This window comes from Magnetospira sp. QH-2 (assembly GCF_000968135.1).
Classification (GTDB): domain Bacteria; phylum Pseudomonadota; class Alphaproteobacteria; order Rhodospirillales; family Magnetospiraceae; genus Magnetospira.
On the sequence record NZ_FO538765.1, the window covers coordinates 1,816,354 to 1,835,944 of the forward strand.

18 protein-coding genes are annotated in these 19,591 nt (G+C 58.3%); 10 read left to right on the forward strand and 8 right to left on the reverse strand.

Going from position 1 to position 19,591, the window contains the following annotated elements:
- Window positions 1-22: 22 nt before the first annotated feature.
- The 5 genes from MGMAQ_RS08545 to MGMAQ_RS08565 all read right to left on the reverse strand — a co-directional run bounded on the left by MGMAQ_RS08545 (window position 23) and on the right by MGMAQ_RS08565 (window position 3,984).
- On the reverse strand, window positions 23-1,180 hold the full coding sequence (locus MGMAQ_RS08545; RefSeq protein WP_046021203.1) for a GNAT family N-acetyltransferase: 1,158 nt from the start codon (window positions 1,178-1,180) through the stop codon (window positions 23-25).
- A gap of 119 nt (window positions 1,181-1,299) precedes the next feature.
- On the reverse strand, window positions 1,300-1,770 hold the full coding sequence (locus MGMAQ_RS08550) for a RidA family protein (RefSeq protein WP_046021204.1): 471 nt from the start codon (window positions 1,768-1,770) through the stop codon (window positions 1,300-1,302).
- Window positions 1,771-1,779: 9 nt separating this feature from the next.
- Entirely contained in the window at window positions 1,780-2,142 is a 363-nt protein-coding gene (locus MGMAQ_RS08555) for a hypothetical protein (RefSeq protein ID WP_046021205.1), read from the reverse strand.
- A gap of 2 nt (window positions 2,143-2,144) precedes the next feature.
- Window positions 2,145-2,612 carry a CreA family protein gene (locus MGMAQ_RS08560; protein WP_046021206.1) on the reverse strand — a complete coding sequence of 156 codons (468 nt, stop codon included), beginning with the start codon at window positions 2,610-2,612 and terminating at the stop codon, window positions 2,145-2,147.
- A gap of 340 nt (window positions 2,613-2,952) precedes the next feature.
- Window positions 2,953-3,984 (reverse strand): IS110 family transposase, encoded by a 1,032-nt coding sequence (locus MGMAQ_RS08565; protein ID WP_046021207.1) that lies wholly within the window; start codon window positions 3,982-3,984, stop codon window positions 2,953-2,955.
- Between the two features lie 533 nt (window positions 3,985-4,517).
- On the opposite strand from MGMAQ_RS08565, the gene MGMAQ_RS21370 reads away from it, so the two are divergent.
- The gene (locus tag MGMAQ_RS21370; RefSeq protein WP_046021208.1) at window positions 4,518-5,198 is read left to right on the forward strand and encodes a PEP-CTERM sorting domain-containing protein; all 681 of its coding nucleotides are present in this window, start codon (window positions 4,518-4,520) and stop codon (window positions 5,196-5,198) included.
- A gap of 100 nt (window positions 5,199-5,298) precedes the next feature.
- Here the strand turns inward: MGMAQ_RS21370 and MGMAQ_RS08575 are convergent, their stop codons facing one another.
- Together MGMAQ_RS08575 and MGMAQ_RS08580 are read right to left on the reverse strand one after the other, a co-directional pair.
- Window positions 5,299-7,314, reverse strand: a complete 2,016-nt coding sequence (locus MGMAQ_RS08575; RefSeq protein WP_046021209.1) for a sulfotransferase — start codon at window positions 7,312-7,314, stop codon at window positions 5,299-5,301.
- Between the two features lie 289 nt (window positions 7,315-7,603).
- Window positions 7,604-11,302 carry a vitamin B12-dependent ribonucleotide reductase gene (locus MGMAQ_RS08580; protein ID WP_046021210.1) on the reverse strand — a complete coding sequence of 1,233 codons (3,699 nt, stop codon included), beginning with the start codon at window positions 11,300-11,302 and terminating at the stop codon, window positions 7,604-7,606.
- Between the two features lie 929 nt (window positions 11,303-12,231).
- Here MGMAQ_RS08580 and MGMAQ_RS08585 point away from each other — a divergent pair.
- The 9 genes from MGMAQ_RS08585 (at window position 12,232) to MGMAQ_RS08625 (ending at window position 18,969) form a co-directional block, all read left to right on the forward strand.
- Window positions 12,232-13,707: a multiheme c-type cytochrome gene (locus tag MGMAQ_RS08585; RefSeq protein WP_052716261.1), complete on the forward strand. Its 1,476-nt coding sequence runs from the start codon at window positions 12,232-12,234 to the stop codon at window positions 13,705-13,707.
- Window positions 13,708-13,804: 97 nt separating this feature from the next.
- Window positions 13,805-14,350: a tetratricopeptide repeat protein gene (locus MGMAQ_RS08590; RefSeq protein ID WP_046021212.1), complete on the forward strand. Its 546-nt coding sequence runs from the start codon at window positions 13,805-13,807 to the stop codon at window positions 14,348-14,350.
- An 11-nt stretch (window positions 14,351-14,361) separates the two neighbouring features.
- Entirely contained in the window at window positions 14,362-14,949 is a 588-nt protein-coding gene (locus tag MGMAQ_RS08595) for a c-type cytochrome (protein ID WP_046021213.1), read from the forward strand.
- A 10-nt stretch (window positions 14,950-14,959) separates the two neighbouring features.
- Window positions 14,960-16,252 carry an NAD(P)/FAD-dependent oxidoreductase gene (locus MGMAQ_RS08600; RefSeq protein ID WP_046021214.1) on the forward strand — a complete coding sequence of 431 codons (1,293 nt, stop codon included), beginning with the start codon at window positions 14,960-14,962 and terminating at the stop codon, window positions 16,250-16,252.
- Between the two features lie 195 nt (window positions 16,253-16,447).
- On the forward strand, window positions 16,448-16,807 hold the full coding sequence (locus MGMAQ_RS08605; RefSeq protein ID WP_046021215.1) for an NADH:ubiquinone oxidoreductase subunit NDUFA12: 360 nt from the start codon (window positions 16,448-16,450) through the stop codon (window positions 16,805-16,807).
- Between the two features lie 10 nt (window positions 16,808-16,817).
- Window positions 16,818-17,300: an MlaD family protein gene (locus tag MGMAQ_RS08610; RefSeq protein WP_046021216.1), complete on the forward strand. Its 483-nt coding sequence runs from the start codon at window positions 16,818-16,820 to the stop codon at window positions 17,298-17,300.
- 6 nt (window positions 17,301-17,306) lie between these two features.
- Window positions 17,307-17,780 carry an outer membrane lipid asymmetry maintenance protein MlaD gene (mlaD, locus tag MGMAQ_RS08615; RefSeq protein ID WP_046021217.1) on the forward strand — a complete coding sequence of 158 codons (474 nt, stop codon included), beginning with the start codon at window positions 17,307-17,309 and terminating at the stop codon, window positions 17,778-17,780.
- Window positions 17,781-17,865: 85 nt separating this feature from the next.
- Window positions 17,866-18,456: a hypothetical protein gene (locus tag MGMAQ_RS08620; RefSeq protein WP_148560904.1), complete on the forward strand. Its 591-nt coding sequence runs from the start codon at window positions 17,866-17,868 to the stop codon at window positions 18,454-18,456.
- Window positions 18,457-18,561: 105 nt separating this feature from the next.
- Window positions 18,562-18,969, forward strand: a complete 408-nt coding sequence (locus MGMAQ_RS08625; protein ID WP_046021219.1) for a DUF2155 domain-containing protein — start codon at window positions 18,562-18,564, stop codon at window positions 18,967-18,969.
- Here the strand turns inward: MGMAQ_RS08625 and aat are convergent.
- Complete coding sequence (aat, locus tag MGMAQ_RS08630) at window positions 18,885-19,559, reverse strand: leucyl/phenylalanyl-tRNA--protein transferase (protein ID WP_046021220.1); 675 nt, start codon at window positions 19,557-19,559, stop codon at window positions 18,885-18,887. The two genes, MGMAQ_RS08625 and aat, sit on opposite strands and share 85 nt — an antisense overlap.
- Window positions 19,560-19,591: the final 32 nt, after the last annotated feature.

Below are 19,591 nucleotides of genomic sequence, written 5' to 3' on the forward strand. Positions count from 1 at the left end.
TTATTGAAGCGGCCAGGGAAGGTTATTTACGTTTTTTGTATGGGCTGCTGTTGGACAGTTCCGATAGATGATCGCGCATGGCCCGGTTTTCATGGTGCAGATGTTGGCTCACCGCGTCATGGAACCGTCGGTCGGCGATCCAGTGGGCGGAGCGGGTAAGATTGGGCAGGTAGCCCCGTTGGATCTTGTGCGAGCCCTGGGCTCCGGCCTCGACGCGCGACAGGCCATGATCGATGGCGTAATCGATGGCCCGATAGTAGCAGAGTTCGAAATGCAGGAACTTGACTTCTTCCAGACAGCCCCAATTGCGTCCGAATAGACAGTCTCGACCTTGCAGGTTGAGCGCCCCGGCCACCGGTTGGTCGTCGCGGAAGGCCATTATCAGAACCACCTTATCGGCCAATCGTTCTCCGAGCAGGGACCAGAAGTCCCGGTTCAGGTAAGCCGAGCCCCATTTCTTGTCCGAGGTGGACAGATAGAACTGGTGAAAGGCATCCCAATGGCCGGGTTCGATCGCCGGACCGGACAGGGCCCGAATATCCAGGTCGGTCTCGGCCACCTGACGGCGTTCCTTGCGGATGGCCTTGCGCTTACGCGATGACAGGTCTTGCAGAAAATCATCGAAAGAGCCGTATCCCCGATTGTCCCAGTGATACTGGATGTCCACCCGAGGCAGAAATCCCCTTTCTTGCAGGGCTTCCTGTTGATCCTGGGGGAGGAAGTTGGCGTGAATGGAGGAGCAGTCTTGTTGTTCGGCGAGCTTGACCATCCCAGCCGCCAGCAGAGCCACGGTGTTCGGCGAAGTATCTGGGCGGGTCAGAAGTCGCGGCCCGGTGGCCGGGGTGAAGGGCACGGCGCAAAGCAGCTTCGGGTAATAGGACTGTCCACCGCGTTGATAGGCGTCGGCCCAGGACCAGTCGAAGACGTACTCGCCATAGGAATGTCCCTTGAGATACAGCGGGGCGCAGGCGGTGATCTCGCCGCGCTCGTTTTCCACCGTCAGATGGCAGGGGCCCCAGCCACTCTTTGGCTGCACGGAACCACTGTCTTCCAGCGCGCTCAGAAAGGCATGGGAGACGAACGGATTGTTGTCTCCGGCGCAGGCATCCCACTGTTCCGCCGGGATGTCGGCAAGGGCGCTATGCACGCGCAAGGTCTGGGTGTCGGTTCCGTCGGGCATGGCTCTAACATGAGGATGAGTTTGCCGGTGAACAAGAGCTTCAACCTATGCAAATGGTCCCCTGGTGGAGCTTGTCGCGGCCGACCCCAATTAATGATAGGAATGGCGATTCCACCACACTAATTTGAGATCTCCACCATGGCATCCACCTCCACCGGCACGTCCAGGGGGAGGGAGGGGCAGCCGACGGCGGCACGGGCATGACGGCCTGCGTCGCCAAACACCTCGACCATCAGGTCCGAGGCGCCGTTGATGATTTTGGGGTGATCGGCAAAGTCCGGGGTGCAGGCGACAAATCCACCCAGCCGGACAATGCGGGAGACCCGGTCCAGGTCACCCTCGCAGGCCGCCTTGACCTGAGCGATGATATTGATGGCGCAGAGACGGGCCGCCGCGATTCCAGCTTCCATGGAGACGCTGCCGCCCAGTTTGCCCTGATAGGCCGGTTTACCGCCTTGCAGCGGAACCTGACCGGAGACCACCACCAGGTTGCCGGTGACCACAAAGGGCACATAGTTGGCCACTGCCGTGGGGGCGTCGGGGATGGTCAGGCCCATTTCCTTCAAGCGGGCGTCGATGGTTCCGGACATAGGGGCTCCTTAGAAAGAATGGGTGGCGATCTCGGTTTCGATGTTCCAAAAACCACGGGTAAAACTGACGGCGGCGGTCTCGTCGAATCCCTTGCAGGTATAGACCAGCGCCGACAGAAACTTCGGACCGGTCCAGACATAGGCCGAAATGCCCGAATCGATCAATGGCACGAAGGCATCGTACCCAGCGTTGTCTTCCTTGCCCATGCCTGTGTCGGGGGCGAAAATCACCGGCTCCCCATAGGTCCGCAAATCCAGGTATTCGGCCAGACCCAGCAGATAGTCGCGGATATGCGCCTCGCCGGTTTCGACAGTGTAATGGGCTTCGATCAGCAGCCTTTGGCGAAAGATGTCGGGAGCCAGGTTTTCCATGTTCATTCCTTCTCGAAGAGGCGAGCGGGCAAAATCGGCACGGTGCTGATGCTGTTTTTCGGCGAGCCTTCGATCAATTTGTCCGAATAGATCAGATAGACCAGCACGTTGCGTTTCTTGTCGAAGAATCGCACCACCTGGAGCTTCTTGAACAGGATCGAACGCCGCTCGCGGAACACCGATTCGCCGTCTTCCAGGTCGTCGGGCAGGGTGATCGGCCCCACCTGACGACAGGCGATGGCGGCGTCGGATTTGTCCTCGGCCAGGCCGACCATGCCTTTCAGTCCGCCGGTCTTGGCCCGCGATATGTGGCAGGTCACCCCCGGCACCTTGGGATCGTCGAAGGCCTCGATACAGACCTTGTGGTCCGGGCCGAGGAATTTGAAGACGGTGCTGACGCAGCCGATCTCCTCGGCTTGGGCGGGTGTCCAGGCCAGGATCATCAGGGCGGCGGCGATCAGGATTCGCATGGGTCGACTCCGTAAAATTCCGATCGCCAACAGGTAACAGAATAAGGTGAAAAAATAGAGGCTCTTCGGCGTGAGATGTGGTTTTAACAGGCTGCTTCTGTAATCGAGTCATTTGAGTCAAGCTGATTTCCAAGCCGTCGGTTTGAACCTGGGGTATGTGGCGCCCTTTGCTTCTGTCCGCGGTCGACGTCGTCGCCGCATGATGGGGATCAAGGGGGATCGGGTGCAGCAATCTGAAAAGCGTGGTCTTACGCCACTGCAGCCTGCGCGCTGTCATCCGAGCCCCGCGCGTCGCCACGCGTCCTGGCCGCCCTTCAGGCGATCTCGGTTTTCGTTGTGTTTAGATGGCGGTCTCCTCCTTGCGGTACTGGAAGTCCGTGCCGTCGATCCACATGCGATGCATGATTACGGCGAGACGCCGGGGCACGGCTACCTTGGCGCGTTTCATCCCGCGCCTTTTGGCGACCGCGAGCCCCCAGTGTTTGAGCCAGGACCAACGGCGGGTTCGAGTGAGAAGTGCATTGGCGGCCTCGAACAAAAGCCAACGAACCATGGCATCTCCGCACTTGCTGATGGGGCCGCTTCGGTCCTGCTCTCCCGAGGCGTATCTGCGTGGGACAAGCCCGAAGTGGGCGCCGACCATGACCGACTTTTGAAACCGTTCCGGCACGTCGAGTCCTGTCCTGAAAGCGAGGGCGGTAACCGGGCCGACGCCGGGAACGGTCATCAGGCGCCGGCAAACGCTATCATCGCGCGCAGCGGCATGAACCTGCCGGTCGAGCTTGTCGAGTTGTTCGAGCAAGGCTTGGCGCGCAAGCAAGAGCGGCTCGGCGGCTGCGCTGAGGTGCGGGTTATCAGCCGTCAATTCCCGAACCCGCGCCGCGAAAAGGCGTCCGCGCGCCATACCGACCTTGAGGCCGAAAGCTTTCAATGTTCCTCGTACCGTATTGGACAACTGACGGACCTGATGAACCAGGGTCTCCCGATGGGTCAGCACCATCCGGAGCTCCTGACTGCGCGCGGTCTTGACGTGGGTCGCGCGGTACAAACCGGTCCGCATCGCCTGGCTGATCAAGCGGGCGTCGCGACGGTCCGTCTTGACTGGGCTGGCGCTGGCAAAGGCCTTCATTTGCCGGGTCTCGATACAAATCACAGGGAGGCCCCGACTGGACAGTCCTGCGTACAGCCAAGGCGCCAGAGGGCCAGCTTCCAACCCAATTCGCGCAAAGCCACGCCCGCTTTCCTCGAGCCAAGTGGCGACCGCCTCGGGTGTGCTTGACACCTTGCCTTCGCGAATGACGGTTCCCTTTGCATCAATCTCACAGATCGAAATGCTTGCCATCGATACGTCCATTCCAACAAAATACTCCATAGCTGGTCTCCTCTGTTCCATGTCCGGGAAGTTCCCGGTTTTCTTGTTCAATAGAGTGTGATCAGACCAGCTGTCATTTTAGCCATTCCTGGATTGTTGATTACCGCCATTCGAAAAAAGGGTGTTTTTCGGCCCGCCTTGCCCTTTGGCCAAGTTCGGGGGGGGGTTACCTGGTGGAAATTCCATGGGCCTCCTTGTGGGCTTGGTGGAGCCTGGGGTGCCCCCGGGTTGGAATTGGAATTTTTTCGCCACCTGGTTAGGGACCCTTTTTTTGGGGAGTGGTGGTGGCGGGGATGCCCCCCATTTTCCGAAATTATTCGGTGGTTTTCTTGTTAAATTTTGTGGCCAAAGCAAATAGCCACAGGTGTCATAATTCTTTACAAAACGGGCCAAGAGTCCCAATAGATACTGCCTGTAAAAAAATCTAATAGATTGTTTTATAAGCGCAATTCAGGCGATCAATTAGTTTGGCACGATATATGCAAACGCCTGAGGGAAGTCAGACCCAGGAGTTCCCAAAAAGGAAAATGGACATGAAATCCACGATGATTGCGATCATTGCCGGCCTCTCGTTCGGACTTTTCAATTCGGCACAGGCGACACCGATCATTGAAACGGTAGATGGCACCACCGCCCATGTTTTTAATACAAGTTTCAACTCCTCCATAGCTCGAACCTATCCGGATAACCGGTATCCGCATTACGCGGTTGATGGAAACCTCGATACTTGGACCTGGTCCACGAATCCCTACACTCAGGGCGATTTCTATCTGACAATCGATCTAAATGGTTCCTATGATATCTTCGGCATTCGCCTGTTTCAGTCGAGCACGTCCTACGGCCCCTGGGATGGCACTGTTGTCGGGTCAACGGACTCTGATGCTCTATCGCCAGAATCACGCAGCTATTCTGCCGTAAGCGGTTTGACAAACGGCCTGTTCGGAACGGAATTGGCTACGGTGAGTTCAGTCGGCGGAAGTGACTTCCAAGGCTTGGCGCACACCTCCGGCTGGTGGACCATGACCTTCGATACCATCGAGAATGCCTCGGCGGTCGGTCTGTTGCTCGACGGCGCGCACATCTATTCCCACTTTCCGGTCCATGAGATCGAGGTGCTTGTCGCACCGGTCCCCGAACCCGCCTCGCTGGCCCTGCTTGGCATCGGATTGGCGGGCCTCGGGTATGTCCGCCGCCGCAGTCTGAAGGCGGCCTGACCCTCTCAATTCCCTTTTTGGGACAGCGGCGGCCTTTAGGTCGCCGTTTTTGTCCGTGATGGATTCCGCCCATCCGCAATTCGGCTCTCTTCCGCCATACCTATGATTCCTGCCCGCCGCTGAGAACCCCTCCGGTCTCCAAACCCTCTTTGAGAGGCGCCAGATAGGTTTCGTAAATCCGCCATTTTTCCAGCGAAGTCCGATAAACTGGTTGTCGGACCTGCCATTTGCTCGAAGTCTTTACGGCCCGGTCGGATTCGAAAAACCGGAGACAGCCGTCGTCCCAGGGTAGTCCACAGAAATCGATGAGATCCCGGGTGGACGCCTCCTGCCGGTCGATAAGATCCTCGTAGGCGACCGTGTGAATGCGCGCGGGCAGGACAGCCTTCCAGAACGACATGAGATCATCCTGAAACCGGTATTGATGCGCCAGGTTCGATTGGTCGTTGGCGTAAGGATGACCCCGCGGAAAGTTCTGGCTGAGGATCGAAAAACAGGTCGCCATGGGATCGCGCACACAGTGAATTATATGGGCTCGGGGAAACAGCAGAGAGATCAGCCCGAGATACATGAAGTTGCCTGGAAGTTTGTCGGTGATCCGTGCCTTTTCTCCGCCGCACCGTCTCAACCGAGCCAGGTACCAGTCCGCCAGATCGGCAAGGTCTCTCTGGTTCGCTTCAATGAATCGGACCGAGTAGGGATTGTCGGACCGCTCTGTTCCTTGAAACAATTGGGCTGCCGCGGGGATAAGAGTGAGCTCCCCGGCACCGAGCACCTCGGGATGGCTGGAAAGGATTTGTTCCACCAAGGTCGTGCCGGAACGTGGCATGCCGACGATGAAGACCGGCTGATCGCTGTTGCTGCCGCCGTCCGCCAGATTGGCGGGGATGCCGCTGGAGAAGGTGTCCCGGATCGCCTTCGCCACCTGATCCATGGCCTCCCGGTCGTAGGGAACCTCCTGGCTCGCCGCCCAGGTTTTCGATTGCTCCAGATAAGGAAAGGCCCGATCAGGATCGTTTTCCCGATCATGGTACCGAAACAGCGTCATGGCGGTGGCGGAAAGCAGCGACGGCGAACCCTCTTCGCGCTTGAGACATTGCTCCAAGGCGGACAGGTCGGCGCCAGATAGAGGGCGGCTCGCCTCGACGTTCAGCATGTTCAAAGCGTCGACTTTCGAGAATCCCTGGTGTTCATGGGTTGCGCAAACGGCTGCCGCTTCGTCGAAGCGGCCCAAATCTACCAGGATTGTCGAGAGGTCCGCCACCAGGCGCTCATCGTATCCAGTGCGTTCCAAACCCTTTCGGCAAACCTCGGCAGCCTCGTCGGCGCGCCCGCTGTTGAGCAGGAATCGGGCCCGGTTATAGATGGCCTCCTTGATCAAGGGGCCCCCCGGTCGCCTGTCGACGGTATGCTCGAAGGCGGCGCGGAGTGCCTGGTCCGCTTCGTCCCATCGGGCGTCTTTCTCCAGGGCCACTCCGAGGGCATTCATGGCCCCTACGTCGCCGGGCGCCGCGTCGAGTGCTGCTCTTGACGACGCAATGGCATTATCCAATAGCCGCCGCATCTTCTCCAGGTTGTCTGCTTCCTCCGCCTCCATGGTCCCAACCAAGCCCAGGCCGACCAAGGCTCGGACATTGTTCGGTTGCAGGCTCAGCGCCTTCTCGAAGCAGTGGCGCGCACGAGACGAATCTTCGATCTCGAGGTAAAGGTTGCCCAGATTGACTTGCATCATGGCGTTTTTCGGGTCCAGTTGGGCGGCCCGGCGCATGTGGCGCTCCGCCTTCTCGCGATCATCCGAGGACCGAAGGGCCAGGGCGAGGTTCAAGTGGATTGCCGATTCCTTGGGCTTCTTTTTCAACGCCTTTTCGAACCGCTCCGCAGCGTCCCTGTGGCGGTTCAGGGCCAACAGGACCAGTCCGAGATTGTAATGAATGTCCGGGTTTCCCGGCGCCAGCTTGGAGGCGCGCTCCAGAACTTCCCGGGCTTCTTTCTGTCGCCCGCTCATGGCGAGAGCAACCCCGAGGTTGAGGTGGCTTTCTGCGTGGGCCGGCTCGGCGCGGGCTGCCTGCCCGAAAGCCGCCACGGCGGCAGCGGCGTTCCCCTGTCTTAGGGCCATCACGCCGGATCGGAAATGGGCGGCGGCGGGCCCTTCCTTCCCACCACTCCTTGTTTTGGGCCGATTCTGTTTTCTTTTACTCAAATTCTATCCTCTTGCGGTGATTGAGCCGCCAGGCAGCATGATTCCCCAGGTCAACTTACCATGCAAGATCTGGTCGTCGGCCTTCTTTGTCAAAAGGGCCTTTCGGATCAATCCATTCACAAAAACGAAAAAAAAGCGCGGACCCGAGGGCCCGCGCTTCAAGTATGCAGGGGGAGGATGTCTTTCTCCCCTGCTTGGAAATTCGTTAGGAGCAGCCCGAGGTGGAGCCGCAGGTCATGCACTTGAGGCAGGTCCCGTTGCGCACCAGGGTGAAGTTGCCGCAATTCTCGCAGGCATCCCCTTCGTACCCCTTCATGCGGGCCTCGCGGACCCGGTCCAAATTGGCGCCGCCGTCGATGGAGGTGCTGGCCATGGCGTAGCTTTCACCGCCACTGCCGCCTGCGACCGCCATGCCGCCGACACTGGCCGCCATTTCGACGGATTGGGCCTCGGCCATCACTTCGGTCTGCTTGTCCTGCTTGGACCCGTTGACCACGAAGAAGTTCTTGCGCACGTAGCCCGTGCTGGCCAGCAGCGCCACCTGCTTCATGGGATCCGCCGTCGGCGCCCGGCGTTCTTCTTCCTCGGGCAGGGTGCCCTCGACCTGATCGCCACGGCCCAGGGTATCAGGCAGCAGGTCGGCCATTTCCACATGGGCCAGATCCTCGCGACCCAGATAGGCGATGGCCAATTCCCGGAACATATAGTCGAGCAGGGAGGTGGACATCTTGATGGCGTCATTGCCCTGCACGATGCCCGAGGGCTCGAAGCGGGTGAAGGTGAAGGCCTCGACAAATTCCTCCAGCGGCACCCCGTATTGCAAGCCGATGGAGATGGCGATGGCGAAGTTATTCATCATACTACGGAAAGCGGCGCCTTCCTTGTGCATGTCGACGAAGATTTCACCGATGGTGCCGTCCTCATATTCGCCGGTACGCAGATAGACCTTATGTCCGCCGACAATGGCTTTCTGGGTATAGCCCTTGCGCCGCGAGGGCAGGGGGCGGCGGGTGGCGACGGAGCGCTCGATGATCTTCTCGACCACCCGTTCCACCTGCTCGACCGGTGACGGCTGGGCAACGGCTTCCTCCTCCATTTCCAGGTCGTCTTCCAGCACGCTGGCTTGCAGCGGCTGCGACAGCTTGGAGCCGTCCCGGTACAAGGCATTGGCTTTCAGTCCCAGGCGCCAGGACAGCATGTAGGCTTCCATGCAGTCTTCGACCGTGGCGTCATTGGCCATGTTGATGGTCTTGGAAATGGCGCCGGAAATGAAAGGCTGGGCCGCCGCCATCATGCGGATATGGCTATCAACGGACAGCATCCGGGTCCCCGTTCGGCCACAGACATTGGCGCAGTCGAATATCGACAGATGTTCATCCTTCAGATGAGGAGCGCCTTCCAAGGTCATGGCACCACACACATAGGTGTTGGCCAATTCAATCTGTTCCTTGGTAAAGCCGATATGTTCGAGCATGCTGAAGGAGGGCTCGTCCAGCATCTCCGGGGCAATGCCCAGGTTCTCGACGCAGAACTCTTGGCCAAAGGTGTACTTGTTGAACACGAACTTGATGTCGAACGCATCCTTCAGCGAGCTTTCAAGTGATTCCAACGCCTCGGCTGTGAAGCCTTTTTCACGCAGAGCCGCATGGCCGATGGCCGGGGATCCCTTGATGGTGCCGTGACCCACCGCGTAGCGGATGATGTCATCAATCTCCTGGGGCTCGTATTTCAGATGCTCTAGAGCCTGCGGCACCAGCCGATTGATGATTCGGAAGTATCCGCCACCGGCCAGCTTCTTGAATTTCACCAGGGCGAAATCGGGCTCGATGCCGGTGGTATCGCAATCCATGACCAAGCCGATGGTGCCGGTGGGGGCAATCACCGAGACTTGCGCATTGCGGAAGCCATGACGCTCGCCCAGTTGAGCCGCGTCGTCCCAGGCCCGCTTGGCCGATTCCACCAACAGCGGATCGGGGCAGTTGCGGGCGTCCATCGGGACCGGCGTCACGGAAAGATCTTCGTATCCTTCCGGTTCACCATAGGCGGCGCGGCGGTGATTGCGAATCACCTTCATCATCGCCTTGCTGTTTTCCTCATAGCCCGGGAAGGCGCCCATTTCGGCGGCCATCTCGGCGGAGGTAGCATAAGAGACGCCGGTCATCAGGGCTGTGATGGCGCCGCACAGGGCGCGGCCCTCGATGGAGTCATAGGACAGCCCAGAGGACATAAGCAGGCCTCCAATGTTGGCGTAACCCAAGCCCAGGGTGCGGAAATCATAGGAACGCTTGGCGATGTCGGCGGCCGGGAACTGGGCCATCAGCACCGAAATTTCCAGGGTCACAGTCCAAAGACGCGAGGCATGCTCGAACGAGGCGGTATTGAAGTCGCCGTTCTCGTTGCGGAAGGCCATCAGGTTCAGGGACGCCAAATTGCAGGCGGTGTTGTCCAGGAACATGTACTCAGAGCAGGGGTTGGACGCATTGATCCGCCCCGATTCCGGGCAGGTGTGCCAGTCGTTGATGGTGGTATCGAACTGTAGTCCCGGGTCGGCGCAGGCCCAGGCGGCTTCACCGATCTGTTCCCACAGGTCGCGGGCGCGGACCGTGTCGGCCACTTCGCCGTCGATGCGGCGGATCAACTCCCACTCGCCATCTTCCATGACCTTGTGCAAAAAGGCGTTGGTGACGCGAACGGAATTGTTGGAATTCTGACCCGAGACGGTGGCGTAGGCTTCGGAATCCCAGTCCGTATCCATGATCGGGAAATGGATTTCGGAGAAGCCCTGCTTGGCGAACTGGATGGTGCGCTGAATGTAGTTTTCGGGAATCTGAGCCTTGCGGGCACCGATGACGGCCTTTTTCAGCAACTTGTTGCGACGCGCATTGTGACGGTCGCCATCACAGCAGCACATGTCTTCTTCGTCGGCGGCACAGGCCTGAAGGATATTGTTCAGGTGCTCGTTGGCCAGCCGAGACCCGGCAACCAGGGCGGCGACCTTTTGCTCTTCGCGCACTTTCCAGCTGATGAAGTTCTCGATGTCAGGATGGTCCACATCAACGATAACCATTTTGGCCGCCCGACGAGTGGTGCCGCCAGACTTGATCGCTCCGGCTGCCCGGTCCCCGATCTTCAAGAAGCTCATTAGGCCGGAAGATTTGCCGCCGCCGGAGAGGGGCTCTCTCTCGCCGCGCAGGTGAGAGAAATTGGTGCCCGTGCCAGAGCCATACTTAAACAGACGCGCCTCGCGGACCCAAAGGTCCATGATGCCGCCTTCGTTGACCAGGTCATCCTCGATGGATTGAATAAAGCAGGCGTGGGGCTGCGGATGCTCGTAGGCCGATTTGGATTTGACCAGCTTGCCTGTGGTGAAATCCACATAGGAATGCCCCTGGGCCGGACCATCAATGCCATAGGCCCAATGCAAGCCGGTGTTGAACCATTGCGGCGAATTGGGCGCACCCACTTGGGCGCAAAGCATATGACGCATTTCATCGAAATAGGTGCGGGCGTCGGCTTCGGAATCGAAGTATCCGCCTTTCCAGCCCCAATAGGTCCAAGTCCCGGCCATGCGGTCGAATACCTGCTTGGCACTGGTTTCGCCGGAGGTTCTCTGGGACTCTGGGAACTTGGCCAGCGCCTTGTCGTCGGGGACGGAACGCCACAGCCAGGAGGGGACGTCATTTTCCTCAACCTGCTTCAGGGCGGCGGGAATACCGGCTTTGCGAAAGTATTTCTGAGCCAGTACATCACAGGCGACTTGCGACCACTGTGACGGAACCTCTATTTCCTCGGCATGGAACACGACAGTCCCATCCGGATTCTTAATTTCACTTGAAGTAGTCCTAAATTCAAAAGAGTCGTAAGGCGACTCGTCGACCGTCGTGAAGTGACGCGTAATGCGCATGACATCCCCGCTTTGTAGGTTCGTTCATCCCAAGCAACCTGAAACGCTTCCTGACCCGACTTTCCCCCGGTCCCGCGTTCCAAAAGGCCCTGAATTGTCGGGCCTTCGGTCGAAGCGTGCCCCCATATGATGTGTTCGGCTCCGTTCGACGGGGCAAAATGTAGCGGAGCCGAAAGCTCGCCGCAACAAGATTTTGGGGGATGTGGCGCATCAATCACACAATATAATGTGTTTTATTGGTCGATTATCACTTGATTCATACTTTAGGGTCCGTCCGCGACTCGCCTTTGCTTGTAATGGGGACCGAGTCGGGCCCCTGAAAATCAAACTTTTGGTCCAGTTTCGACGCACTCCTGATTCAAAAGGGGCAGGTGCGTTGGTCGAAATTTTTTTTCACCGTGGATATTTCGAGCTCGGAATGGGAGGAGGCTTGTTTTGAACGAGTCGAGCATAACTCAACTATATATTCGAAAGTCATAATATTCACGGAAAGGCGTGAGGCCGGCAGAGATTCTCTACTTGATGGCGATTCTCATTCAAAAAACATGATGAGCGGCGGCTCATCTGGGCTTGAGAAGCGTTATTCATGCCCCTCAAGCGAAAAAGCCCGGCAAGATTTGATCTATGTCAAAAGGCCTTTGGGCCCCTCCCAGTAGCTTTAACACACTGCCCGAAGCAGAAGAATCCGCAAATAAGCGGAGCAGGGATTTGCCGCCAAAGGTGTGTATTTGTAGGAATACGGCGGTGTTCCCAATAGTCGGGCGGGGGGTAGGCGATGGTTAGGACGATTTCCGATTCTGTCCGCTTCGGCGAGGCACGGATCATAGGAATCCTCTTTCAATTCGGCTCTTCTCCGTCCTCGGATTGAACTAAACGCCACCAACCGGATGGGGGGTTTAATGTTAAACAAGTTTCTAAGGACCGGACTTATGGTCGTCGGCTTGGCCGTCGCTTTTGGATTCGGTATCGCGACTGACGCGGAGGCCGCACGGCCTTCGGGTGAGATCGGCAAGGACTGGGGCAATCCCAAGGGCCTGATTTGCGTGGATTGCCATCGCAAGGAAAGCCCCGGCTTGGTCCAGCAGTGGAATGACAGCCAACATGGCCAGTCGGGCGTTAATTGCCTGGACTGCCACCAGGCCAAAAAGGGCGAGCCCGATGCCTTCATGCACGAGGATTTCCTGATCTCGGAAATCGTCACGCCGAAGGACTGCTCGCAGTGCCACAAGACCGAGGTCAATGAATTCCAGCGGTCGCACCATGCGTCTGCGGGTAAAATCCTGGCCTCTCTCGACAACCTGCTGGGTGAAGTGGTCGGTGGTCCGGCCGCGGTGAACGTCGGCTGCCGCCAGTGTCATGGTGGTGAAGTCGAGGTCTACACCTCCGGCAAGATGAAGGGTCACCCGACCCCGCAAACATGGCCGAACACGGGTATTGGCCGGTTGAATCCTGATGGCTCTCGCGGCGCCTGCACGGCCTGCCATGGTCGTCACGGCTTCTCCAAGGCCCAAGCTCGGACCCCGGACACCTGCGGTAAGTGCCACATCGGCCCTGACCATCCGCAGATCGAGGTCTACAACGAATCGAAGCATGGCATCATCTATCGTGCCAGCGTCGACAAGATGAATCTGGAATCCGACAAGTGGGTCGCCGGTGTCGACTATGTTGCCGCCCCGACTTGTGCCACTTGTCATATGTCCGCCGCCCGTGGCTTGAGAAAGACCCACGATGTCGGCGAGCGTATTTCCTGGAACCTGCGGGCTCCGATTTCCAAGAAGATCAACCTGATCCGCTTGGACAACGGCCATCAGTACGATGTGGGTACCTCCGACTTGGCATCCTTGCCGAAGGTTGGTTCCAAGCCGGATCATCCCAAGGCTCATGGCGGCAAGGTCACCGAAGTCCTGACCTGGAAAGACCGTCGTGAAAACATGCAGGCCGTCTGCTTCTCCTGCCACGGTGGCAGCTTCGTCACCGGCTTCTACAAGCAGCTCGACGACTTGGTCGACCTGTACAACAACAAGTTCGCCAAGCCCATCGCGGCTATCATGGGCGAGCTGAAGGCGATGGGCCACATCACCAAGGCCCCGTTCGACGACAAGATCGAATGGACCTGGTGGGAAATCTGGCATCATGAAGGTCGTCGTGCGCGTCACGGTGCTTCCATGAGCGGTCCGGATTACGCCTGGTGGCACGGTATCTATGACGTCGCCAAGCACACCTACATGAAGTTCATTCCTGAACTGAAAGAGGCTGCTGGCGAAAAGGATGCCAAGATGCTGCTCGACAAGTACTTCCGTCCCATCCAAGGGCACGATTGGTACTTCAACGGCATGAGCGTCGAAGCCCTGGATAAGGTGCGCAAGGGTTACGAAGCCCGCTACGGCAAGGGTTCCTTGAAGTAGTCGTACCTCCGGTTGGCCCGTTCCCGGTCGGCAGCAATGTCGGCCGGGGCGGGGTTCCGGTTTATATCGTAGATAAAGACCAGGGAGACTCCCGAACATGGGAAAACATCATTTCAGGCTTCGTCGTCTGGCCACGGCTGCTTTCGTCGGTTTCGCCGTCGTTACCATGGCCTTGACGGGCAAAGCCGCGACCGGAGATGCCGGCAAGCTTATTACCGAAGGTTTGACACACTGGGAGCAATCCCGTCCCGATCAAGCCGAGGCCAGCTTCAAGGCAGCCCTAAAGGAAGATCCGTCGTCGTTGGACGCGCATCTGAAACTCGGTGGATTCTATCTCGCCAAGGCGGACTATCAAGCGGCCGTCGGCCACTTTCAGTCGGCTATCGGGATCGATCCGACCAATAGCAAAGTCTTTGCCGTGCTCGGCATGACCTATCTCCATCAGGGGAAAACGCCGTTGGCCCAAGCCGCCGTCCAAGAAGCGTTGCGTATCGACCCGGAACTCAAAGCGGCCAAGGACCTGATGAAAATGGTGGAAGCCCGGTTGGAACGGGAAGCCAATCCCGCTCCCGAAGGTCTCCTGCATAGTAAGCCCAAGGATGCCGCCACACCTGACAAACCGGCTGCTGCCGGTAACAAGTGAGAGGAAATGCCATGACCAGGACACTCGCCATTATGCTGGCCATCAGCGGCGCCGTGGCGCTGGCCGCGCCGGCAATGGCCAAGGGGCCCAGCGGGGCCATGCTGGCCAATACCTGCGCCGGTTGCCACGGTACCAACGGATCCAGCGTTGGTCCGGCCTCGCCGAATATCGCCGGTTTTACCGAAGATTATTTCATCGCGTCCATGAATGATTACAAGAGCGGTGCCCGCTCTTCGACCATCATGGGCCGCATTGCCAAGGGTTATTCGGACGACCAGGTTGCCGCCATGGCGAAGTTTTTCGCCATGCAGCCTCTGGCGCCCAAGCCTCAGGAAACCAATGCCAAGCTGGCCAAGGAAGGCCTGCATCTGCACCTGATGTTCTGTGACACTTGTCATAAGGACAAGGGACGTAAGAACGGTCAGGGACCGCTGCTCACCGGGCAGATGATTCCGTACACCTTGTACTCGTTCGAAGACATGATGGACGATAAACGGCCCACGCCGACGAAGATGAAGCTGCAACTTCGTCACATGAAATCGCTGTTCGGCGATGAGGGCAGCAATGCCTTGGCCCATTATTACGGCAGCTTGAAATAGGGAGGGGGCCATGAGCACTCTGACACGTCGAGACATGCTGCGCCTGACCGGCGCGGCGGCCGCCACCACCACCATTGTCGGCTGCAACGTCGCTTCCGCCGCGTCCAGGCGCGTGGTCGTTGTCGGCGGCGGTACCGGTGGTGCCACTGCGGCAAAATACCTGCGGATGGCCGATCCGACCATTGAGGTCACGCTGATCGAACCTTTGAAGATTCACCATACCTGCTACCTCTCCAACGAGGTGCTCAGTGGGCATCGGTCGATCGACCAGGTCAGCGTCGGTTATGATGGCCTGATGGCTCACGGTATCACCGTGGTCCATGACATGGTCACCGCCATCGATGGCGAAAAGCAAGAAGTGGTCACCAAGGGCGGCGATAAATTCGGTTACGACCGTTGCATCGTTTCCCCGGGTGTGGATTTCAAGTGGGAAACCATCGAAGGCTATAACGCCGACGTGGCCAATACCATTACCCACGCCTGGAAGGCCGGTCCGCAAACGGTGACCCTGCGCAAGCAGTTGGAAGCCATGCGCGACGGCGGCACGGTGATCATTTCCGCGCCGACGAATCCGTTCCGCTGCCCGCCTGGGCCGTACGAACGGGCCAGCCAGATCGCCATGTATCTGCAAGCCCACAAGCCCAAGTCCAAGGTTTTGATTCTGGATCCCAAGGATACCTTCTCTAAGAAGGGGCTGTTCGAGCAGGCCTGGAAGAAGCTGTACGGGTACGGCACCAGCAACAGCCTCATCGAGTGGGTGCCCGCCGCCGAAGGGGGCAAGATCACCGGCGTCGATGCCAAGGGCATGACCCTGGCTGGTGACGTGGACGACTTCAAGGGTGATGTGATCAACATCATCCCGGCCCAGAAAGCGGGTAAGATCGCTTTTGCCGCCGGTCTGACCGAAGGTGATTGGTGCCCGGTTGACAAGAAGACCTTTGAGTCCAAACTGGTCCCCAAGGTTCATGTGATCGGTGATGCCAGCAGTTCGGCCAAGATGCCCAAGTCGGGCTACGCGGCCAACTCGCAGGCCAAAGTGACAGCCAATGCAGTGATGAACCTGCTCAATGGCATGGATCCGGAGACTCCGGCTTACGTCAATACTTGCTACTCCATTGCGGGTAAGGGATACGGGTTCTCCGTGGCCGCCGTCTATCAGCTGGACGAGGCCAACAATCAGATCCTTCCGGTCAAGGGTTCGGGAGGTCTGACACCCATGGACGCGAATGCCCAGGACCTCATGCGCGAAGTGTCGTTTGCCCATAGCTGGTACGACAACATCGTGCATGATTCCTTCGGCTGAAGGCGTTCATGACTCTCTGAAAGAAAACTAACGGGGAAGGGCCCAGGCTCTTCCCCCTTTTTTTTGCCCTGTTGGCGGGGCGCTTTTTTTGCTCGAATACCTTGGCCGGGTTCTCTTGTGTTGCGGGCGCTGAAATGCCATATTCGCGGGCGGCCTTTTGGGGCCAGAAGAACAACGGGAAGGATCGAGGGCGTCATGATCACCGGCACATTGATCTATACCTGGCTCAAGGGCGAGCAGGTGGGCAAGGACCAATACGGCAATCGCTATTTCCGTAACCGCAAGAAGCTACAGGGACGGGAGCGCCGCTGGGTTCTGTACAAGGGCAGTCGGGAAGCCTCCAAGGTCCCGCCCGAATGGCATGCCTGGCTGCATCATACGGTAGAAGAGCCGCTGACCGACGACGCCAGCGATGCGGCGGCCTGGCAGCAGGAGCATTTGCCCAATCTTACCGGCACCCAATTCGCCTTTGTGCCCCCGGGGCACGACCTGGCGGGCGGCAAGCGGTCCAAGGCCACTGGCGACTACCAAGCCTGGACCCCCGGTGAGGACTGAGTTTTAGCACATGCGTAGCCGAAGCAAGGAACAATGGGTTGGGGCCGCGGCCCTCTGCGGGCTGGCGGTCGTGCTGGCCCTTTCCTATGGGCGTGGACAGGCCAAGCCCACCGGCGGCTATGAGATCAGCGCGTCGTTCAATCGGGTCGATGGCTTGGCTGTCGGCGATGAAGTGACTCTGGGCGGTATTCAAGTCGGCAAGGTCGCTTCTCAGCGGCTGCAACCCGGGGCCTTTCGGGCCGAATTGGTGCTTTTGATCGACGACCACGTCAAACTGCCCATGGATACCTCGGCGGCCATCCATACGGATGGTCTCTTTGGATCGAAGTTCGTGGTGTTGGAACCGGGCGGCGATCCGGAAAACATGAAATCGGGGGATTCCATCGGGTTTACCCAGGAATCCATGGTGGTCGAAGATCTGCTGGAGATGATCATCTCCCAGGGGCGTTCCCAGCGCGGCATGACCGCCGAAAAATCGACCCAGGAAAGGTAACAAGCCATGCGTTCGAATATGGTGGAAACAGTCATGGGGGCGGTGGTGCTGCTGGTTGCCGCCATGTTCGTCTTTTTTGCCTATAACACGGCGCAGGTCAGCGCCGTGAGCGGGTACAAGGTGACCGCCGCCTTCTTCAAACTGGGTGGCTTGTCAGTCGGCGCCGATGTACGCATCAGCGGCATCAAGGTAGGCACCGTGATGGATCGCCATCTGGATCCGCAGACCTATGATGCCGTGGTGACCCTGTCCATATCTCCGGATGTGAAACTCCCCGCTGACACGGTTGCATCCATTGGCAGCGAAGGCATTCTGGGCGGCAAGTATATTCGCCTGACTCCCGGCCAGGCCACGGAGATGGTGGCGGCGGGCGGCGCTCTGACCCGGACCCAGGATTACCGGTCGCTAGAGGATCAGGTGGGTGAGATCATTTTTCTGGCGACTAATCCGGGTGGTGGGGCGACCCCAGGAACGCCATAAGGGGTTATTTCTTTTAAGATACACCAATACATTCTATAGTTTCCCCTCTGTTTCTGGGCTCGGCTTGAGAAGAGGGGAGTTTGTGATGCGCATTGTATCGGTGGTGGTAGTTATATGCTGCCTGGTCTCGCTTTCCGCTTGTCAGACTACGGAAGGGAGCGGCGGTGACATTGATTGGGGAGGCAGTAACAGGGAAAGCCTCGTGATCCTTTCCGAGCCGCTCAAGGCCCGCCTCGAAGGCCTTGAAAGAAAGATGGGGACGACCAGAAACAAGTGGGTTGAAAGCCTGACCTGGAATGGCGGTAAGGCCTCGGTGCATAAACTGTTCGACGGGTGGTATTTCCGCGGAAACTGGAATGATCCGGCCGATGCCGTCCGGCAGGCCCGTCACTGGATGCGATCAGCGAAAGATCCGGTGACATTCAATGAATCAGACGTGAAACGGACCAATACAAAGTTTTCAAGCGTTCTCTATGTTCACGGGCTTTCAGAGTCAGGAAAGAATCGGTGCTGGTCCGGCGTGTCTCGTTTCGGCGTACTCATGGAAGGGGGGGCCGTTGATAATCCCACCGGTCTGATGTCCTTCATATCTTGCGGGTCCGCAACGGATCGCTCCTTGCAAGAAAGTGAACAAGAACTTGTTTCCTTTCTTGGGCAAATTTGGCTGCGCCCCTGAACCGGGACGAAACCAAGTTTCTTTATCTTTGTTGTCGCGGAGCGCTGCTGTCTTCACCTTGCCTCATTCCGGTGCTATACCCGGCCCAACTATGAGGAGAAGGCAATGCGCCTCGCGTTTCAGGTCTTGATGTTTATGCTTTTGGGGGCGTCGGTTTCCGCCACCGAAATGGATACCGCTGTTTTGCAAGGGTTGGACAAAGTCACGGCGCGCATCTCCACCATCGAAGCCCCCATTGGTCAGTTGGTCAATTTCCGCAATCTGGAAATTATTGCACGTCATTGCGACAAGCGCCCGCCCGAGGAAACACCGGAAAGTTCCGCCTTTATGGATATCTGGGAAATCAGGGAAGGGGAGCCCACCAAAGGATTGTTCCGAGGCTGGATGTTTGCCTCCAGTCCGGCACTTAACGGCATGGAACACCCTGTTTATGATGTCTGGCTGCTCGACTGCCGGAACAGGTCTTCCAATGCGCCGGTCAGCTTGCCTGAATCCGGTGCTGCTTCGAACTGACCCTGGACTTGCATGGCGTCGGCCAGCATTTGATGGTAGTCCCGGCGCGGAATTGCAATGGCGCCGAAACGTTGTAAATGTTCGGTGATGAACTGCGCATCTAAAAGCGTATAGCCGCCCATGCGCAGACGTGCCACCAAGTGCACCAGCGCGACCTTCGAGGCATCGGTGGCGACAGAGAACATGCTTTCGCCAAAGAACGCACCGCCCAGGGCAATGCCATAGAGCCCGCCGACCAGTTTGCCGTCTTTCCAACACTCGACACTGTGGGCAACACCCAACTGGTGAAGCTGGCCAACGAGATCGAAGATCTCGCCATTGATCCAGGTCTCCTGTCGGTTGGCGGTGGTCTTGGCGCAATTATTGACCACCTCCGTAAAGGCGCTATCACAGCGGACATCGAAGAGGCCCTTGCGGATTTTTTTGCGTAGGGAGCGGGGGACATGGAAGGCATCCAACGGAAAGATGCCGCGCTCTTCCGGATCGAACCAAAGCAGCTCGCGGCTTTCCTTGGTTTCCGCCATGGGGAAAATTCCCGCCGCATAGGCTCGCAGGAGCATTTCAGGGCTGATTTGGCCAAGGGAACTCATGATCCGAGGGGGCTCTTTTTGTTTCGATTGCG

Coding starts and splice junctions, on each gene's coding strand:
- MGMAQ_RS08575 (WP_046021209.1), bottom strand. CDS start 7,314: ATGGCCCTAAGACAGGGGAACGCCGCTGCCGCCGTGGCGGCTTTCGGG.
- MGMAQ_RS08625 (WP_046021219.1), top strand. CDS start 18,562: ATGCGCCTCGCGTTTCAGGTCTTGATGTTTATGCTTTTGGGGGCGTCG.
- mlaD (WP_046021217.1), top strand. CDS start 17,307: ATGCGTTCGAATATGGTGGAAACAGTCATGGGGGCGGTGGTGCTGCTG.
- MGMAQ_RS08545 (WP_046021203.1), bottom strand. CDS start 1,180: ATGCCCGACGGAACCGACACCCAGACCTTGCGCGTGCATAGCGCCCTT.
- MGMAQ_RS08600 (WP_046021214.1), top strand. CDS start 14,960: ATGAGCACTCTGACACGTCGAGACATGCTGCGCCTGACCGGCGCGGCG.
- MGMAQ_RS08555 (WP_046021205.1), bottom strand. CDS start 2,142: ATGGAAAACCTGGCTCCCGACATCTTTCGCCAAAGGCTGCTGATCGAA.
- MGMAQ_RS08605 (WP_046021215.1), top strand. CDS start 16,448: ATGATCACCGGCACATTGATCTATACCTGGCTCAAGGGCGAGCAGGTG.
- MGMAQ_RS08595 (WP_046021213.1), top strand. CDS start 14,362: ATGACCAGGACACTCGCCATTATGCTGGCCATCAGCGGCGCCGTGGCG.
- MGMAQ_RS21370 (WP_046021208.1), top strand. CDS start 4,518: ATGAAATCCACGATGATTGCGATCATTGCCGGCCTCTCGTTCGGACTT.
- MGMAQ_RS08590 (WP_046021212.1), top strand. CDS start 13,805: ATGGGAAAACATCATTTCAGGCTTCGTCGTCTGGCCACGGCTGCTTTC.
- MGMAQ_RS08565 (WP_046021207.1), bottom strand. CDS start 3,984: ATGGAGTATTTTGTTGGAATGGACGTATCGATGGCAAGCATTTCGATC.
- MGMAQ_RS08580 (WP_046021210.1), bottom strand. CDS start 11,302: ATGCGCATTACGCGTCACTTCACGACGGTCGACGAGTCGCCTTACGAC.
- MGMAQ_RS08585 (WP_052716261.1), top strand. CDS start 12,232: ATGGTCGTCGGCTTGGCCGTCGCTTTTGGATTCGGTATCGCGACTGAC.
- MGMAQ_RS08550 (WP_046021204.1), bottom strand. CDS start 1,770: ATGTCCGGAACCATCGACGCCCGCTTGAAGGAAATGGGCCTGACCATC.
- MGMAQ_RS08610 (WP_046021216.1), top strand. CDS start 16,818: ATGCGTAGCCGAAGCAAGGAACAATGGGTTGGGGCCGCGGCCCTCTGC.
- aat (WP_046021220.1), bottom strand. CDS start 19,559: ATGAGTTCCCTTGGCCAAATCAGCCCTGAAATGCTCCTGCGAGCCTAT.
- MGMAQ_RS08620 (WP_148560904.1), top strand. CDS start 17,866: ATGCGCATTGTATCGGTGGTGGTAGTTATATGCTGCCTGGTCTCGCTT.
- MGMAQ_RS08560 (WP_046021206.1), bottom strand. CDS start 2,612: ATGCGAATCCTGATCGCCGCCGCCCTGATGATCCTGGCCTGGACACCC.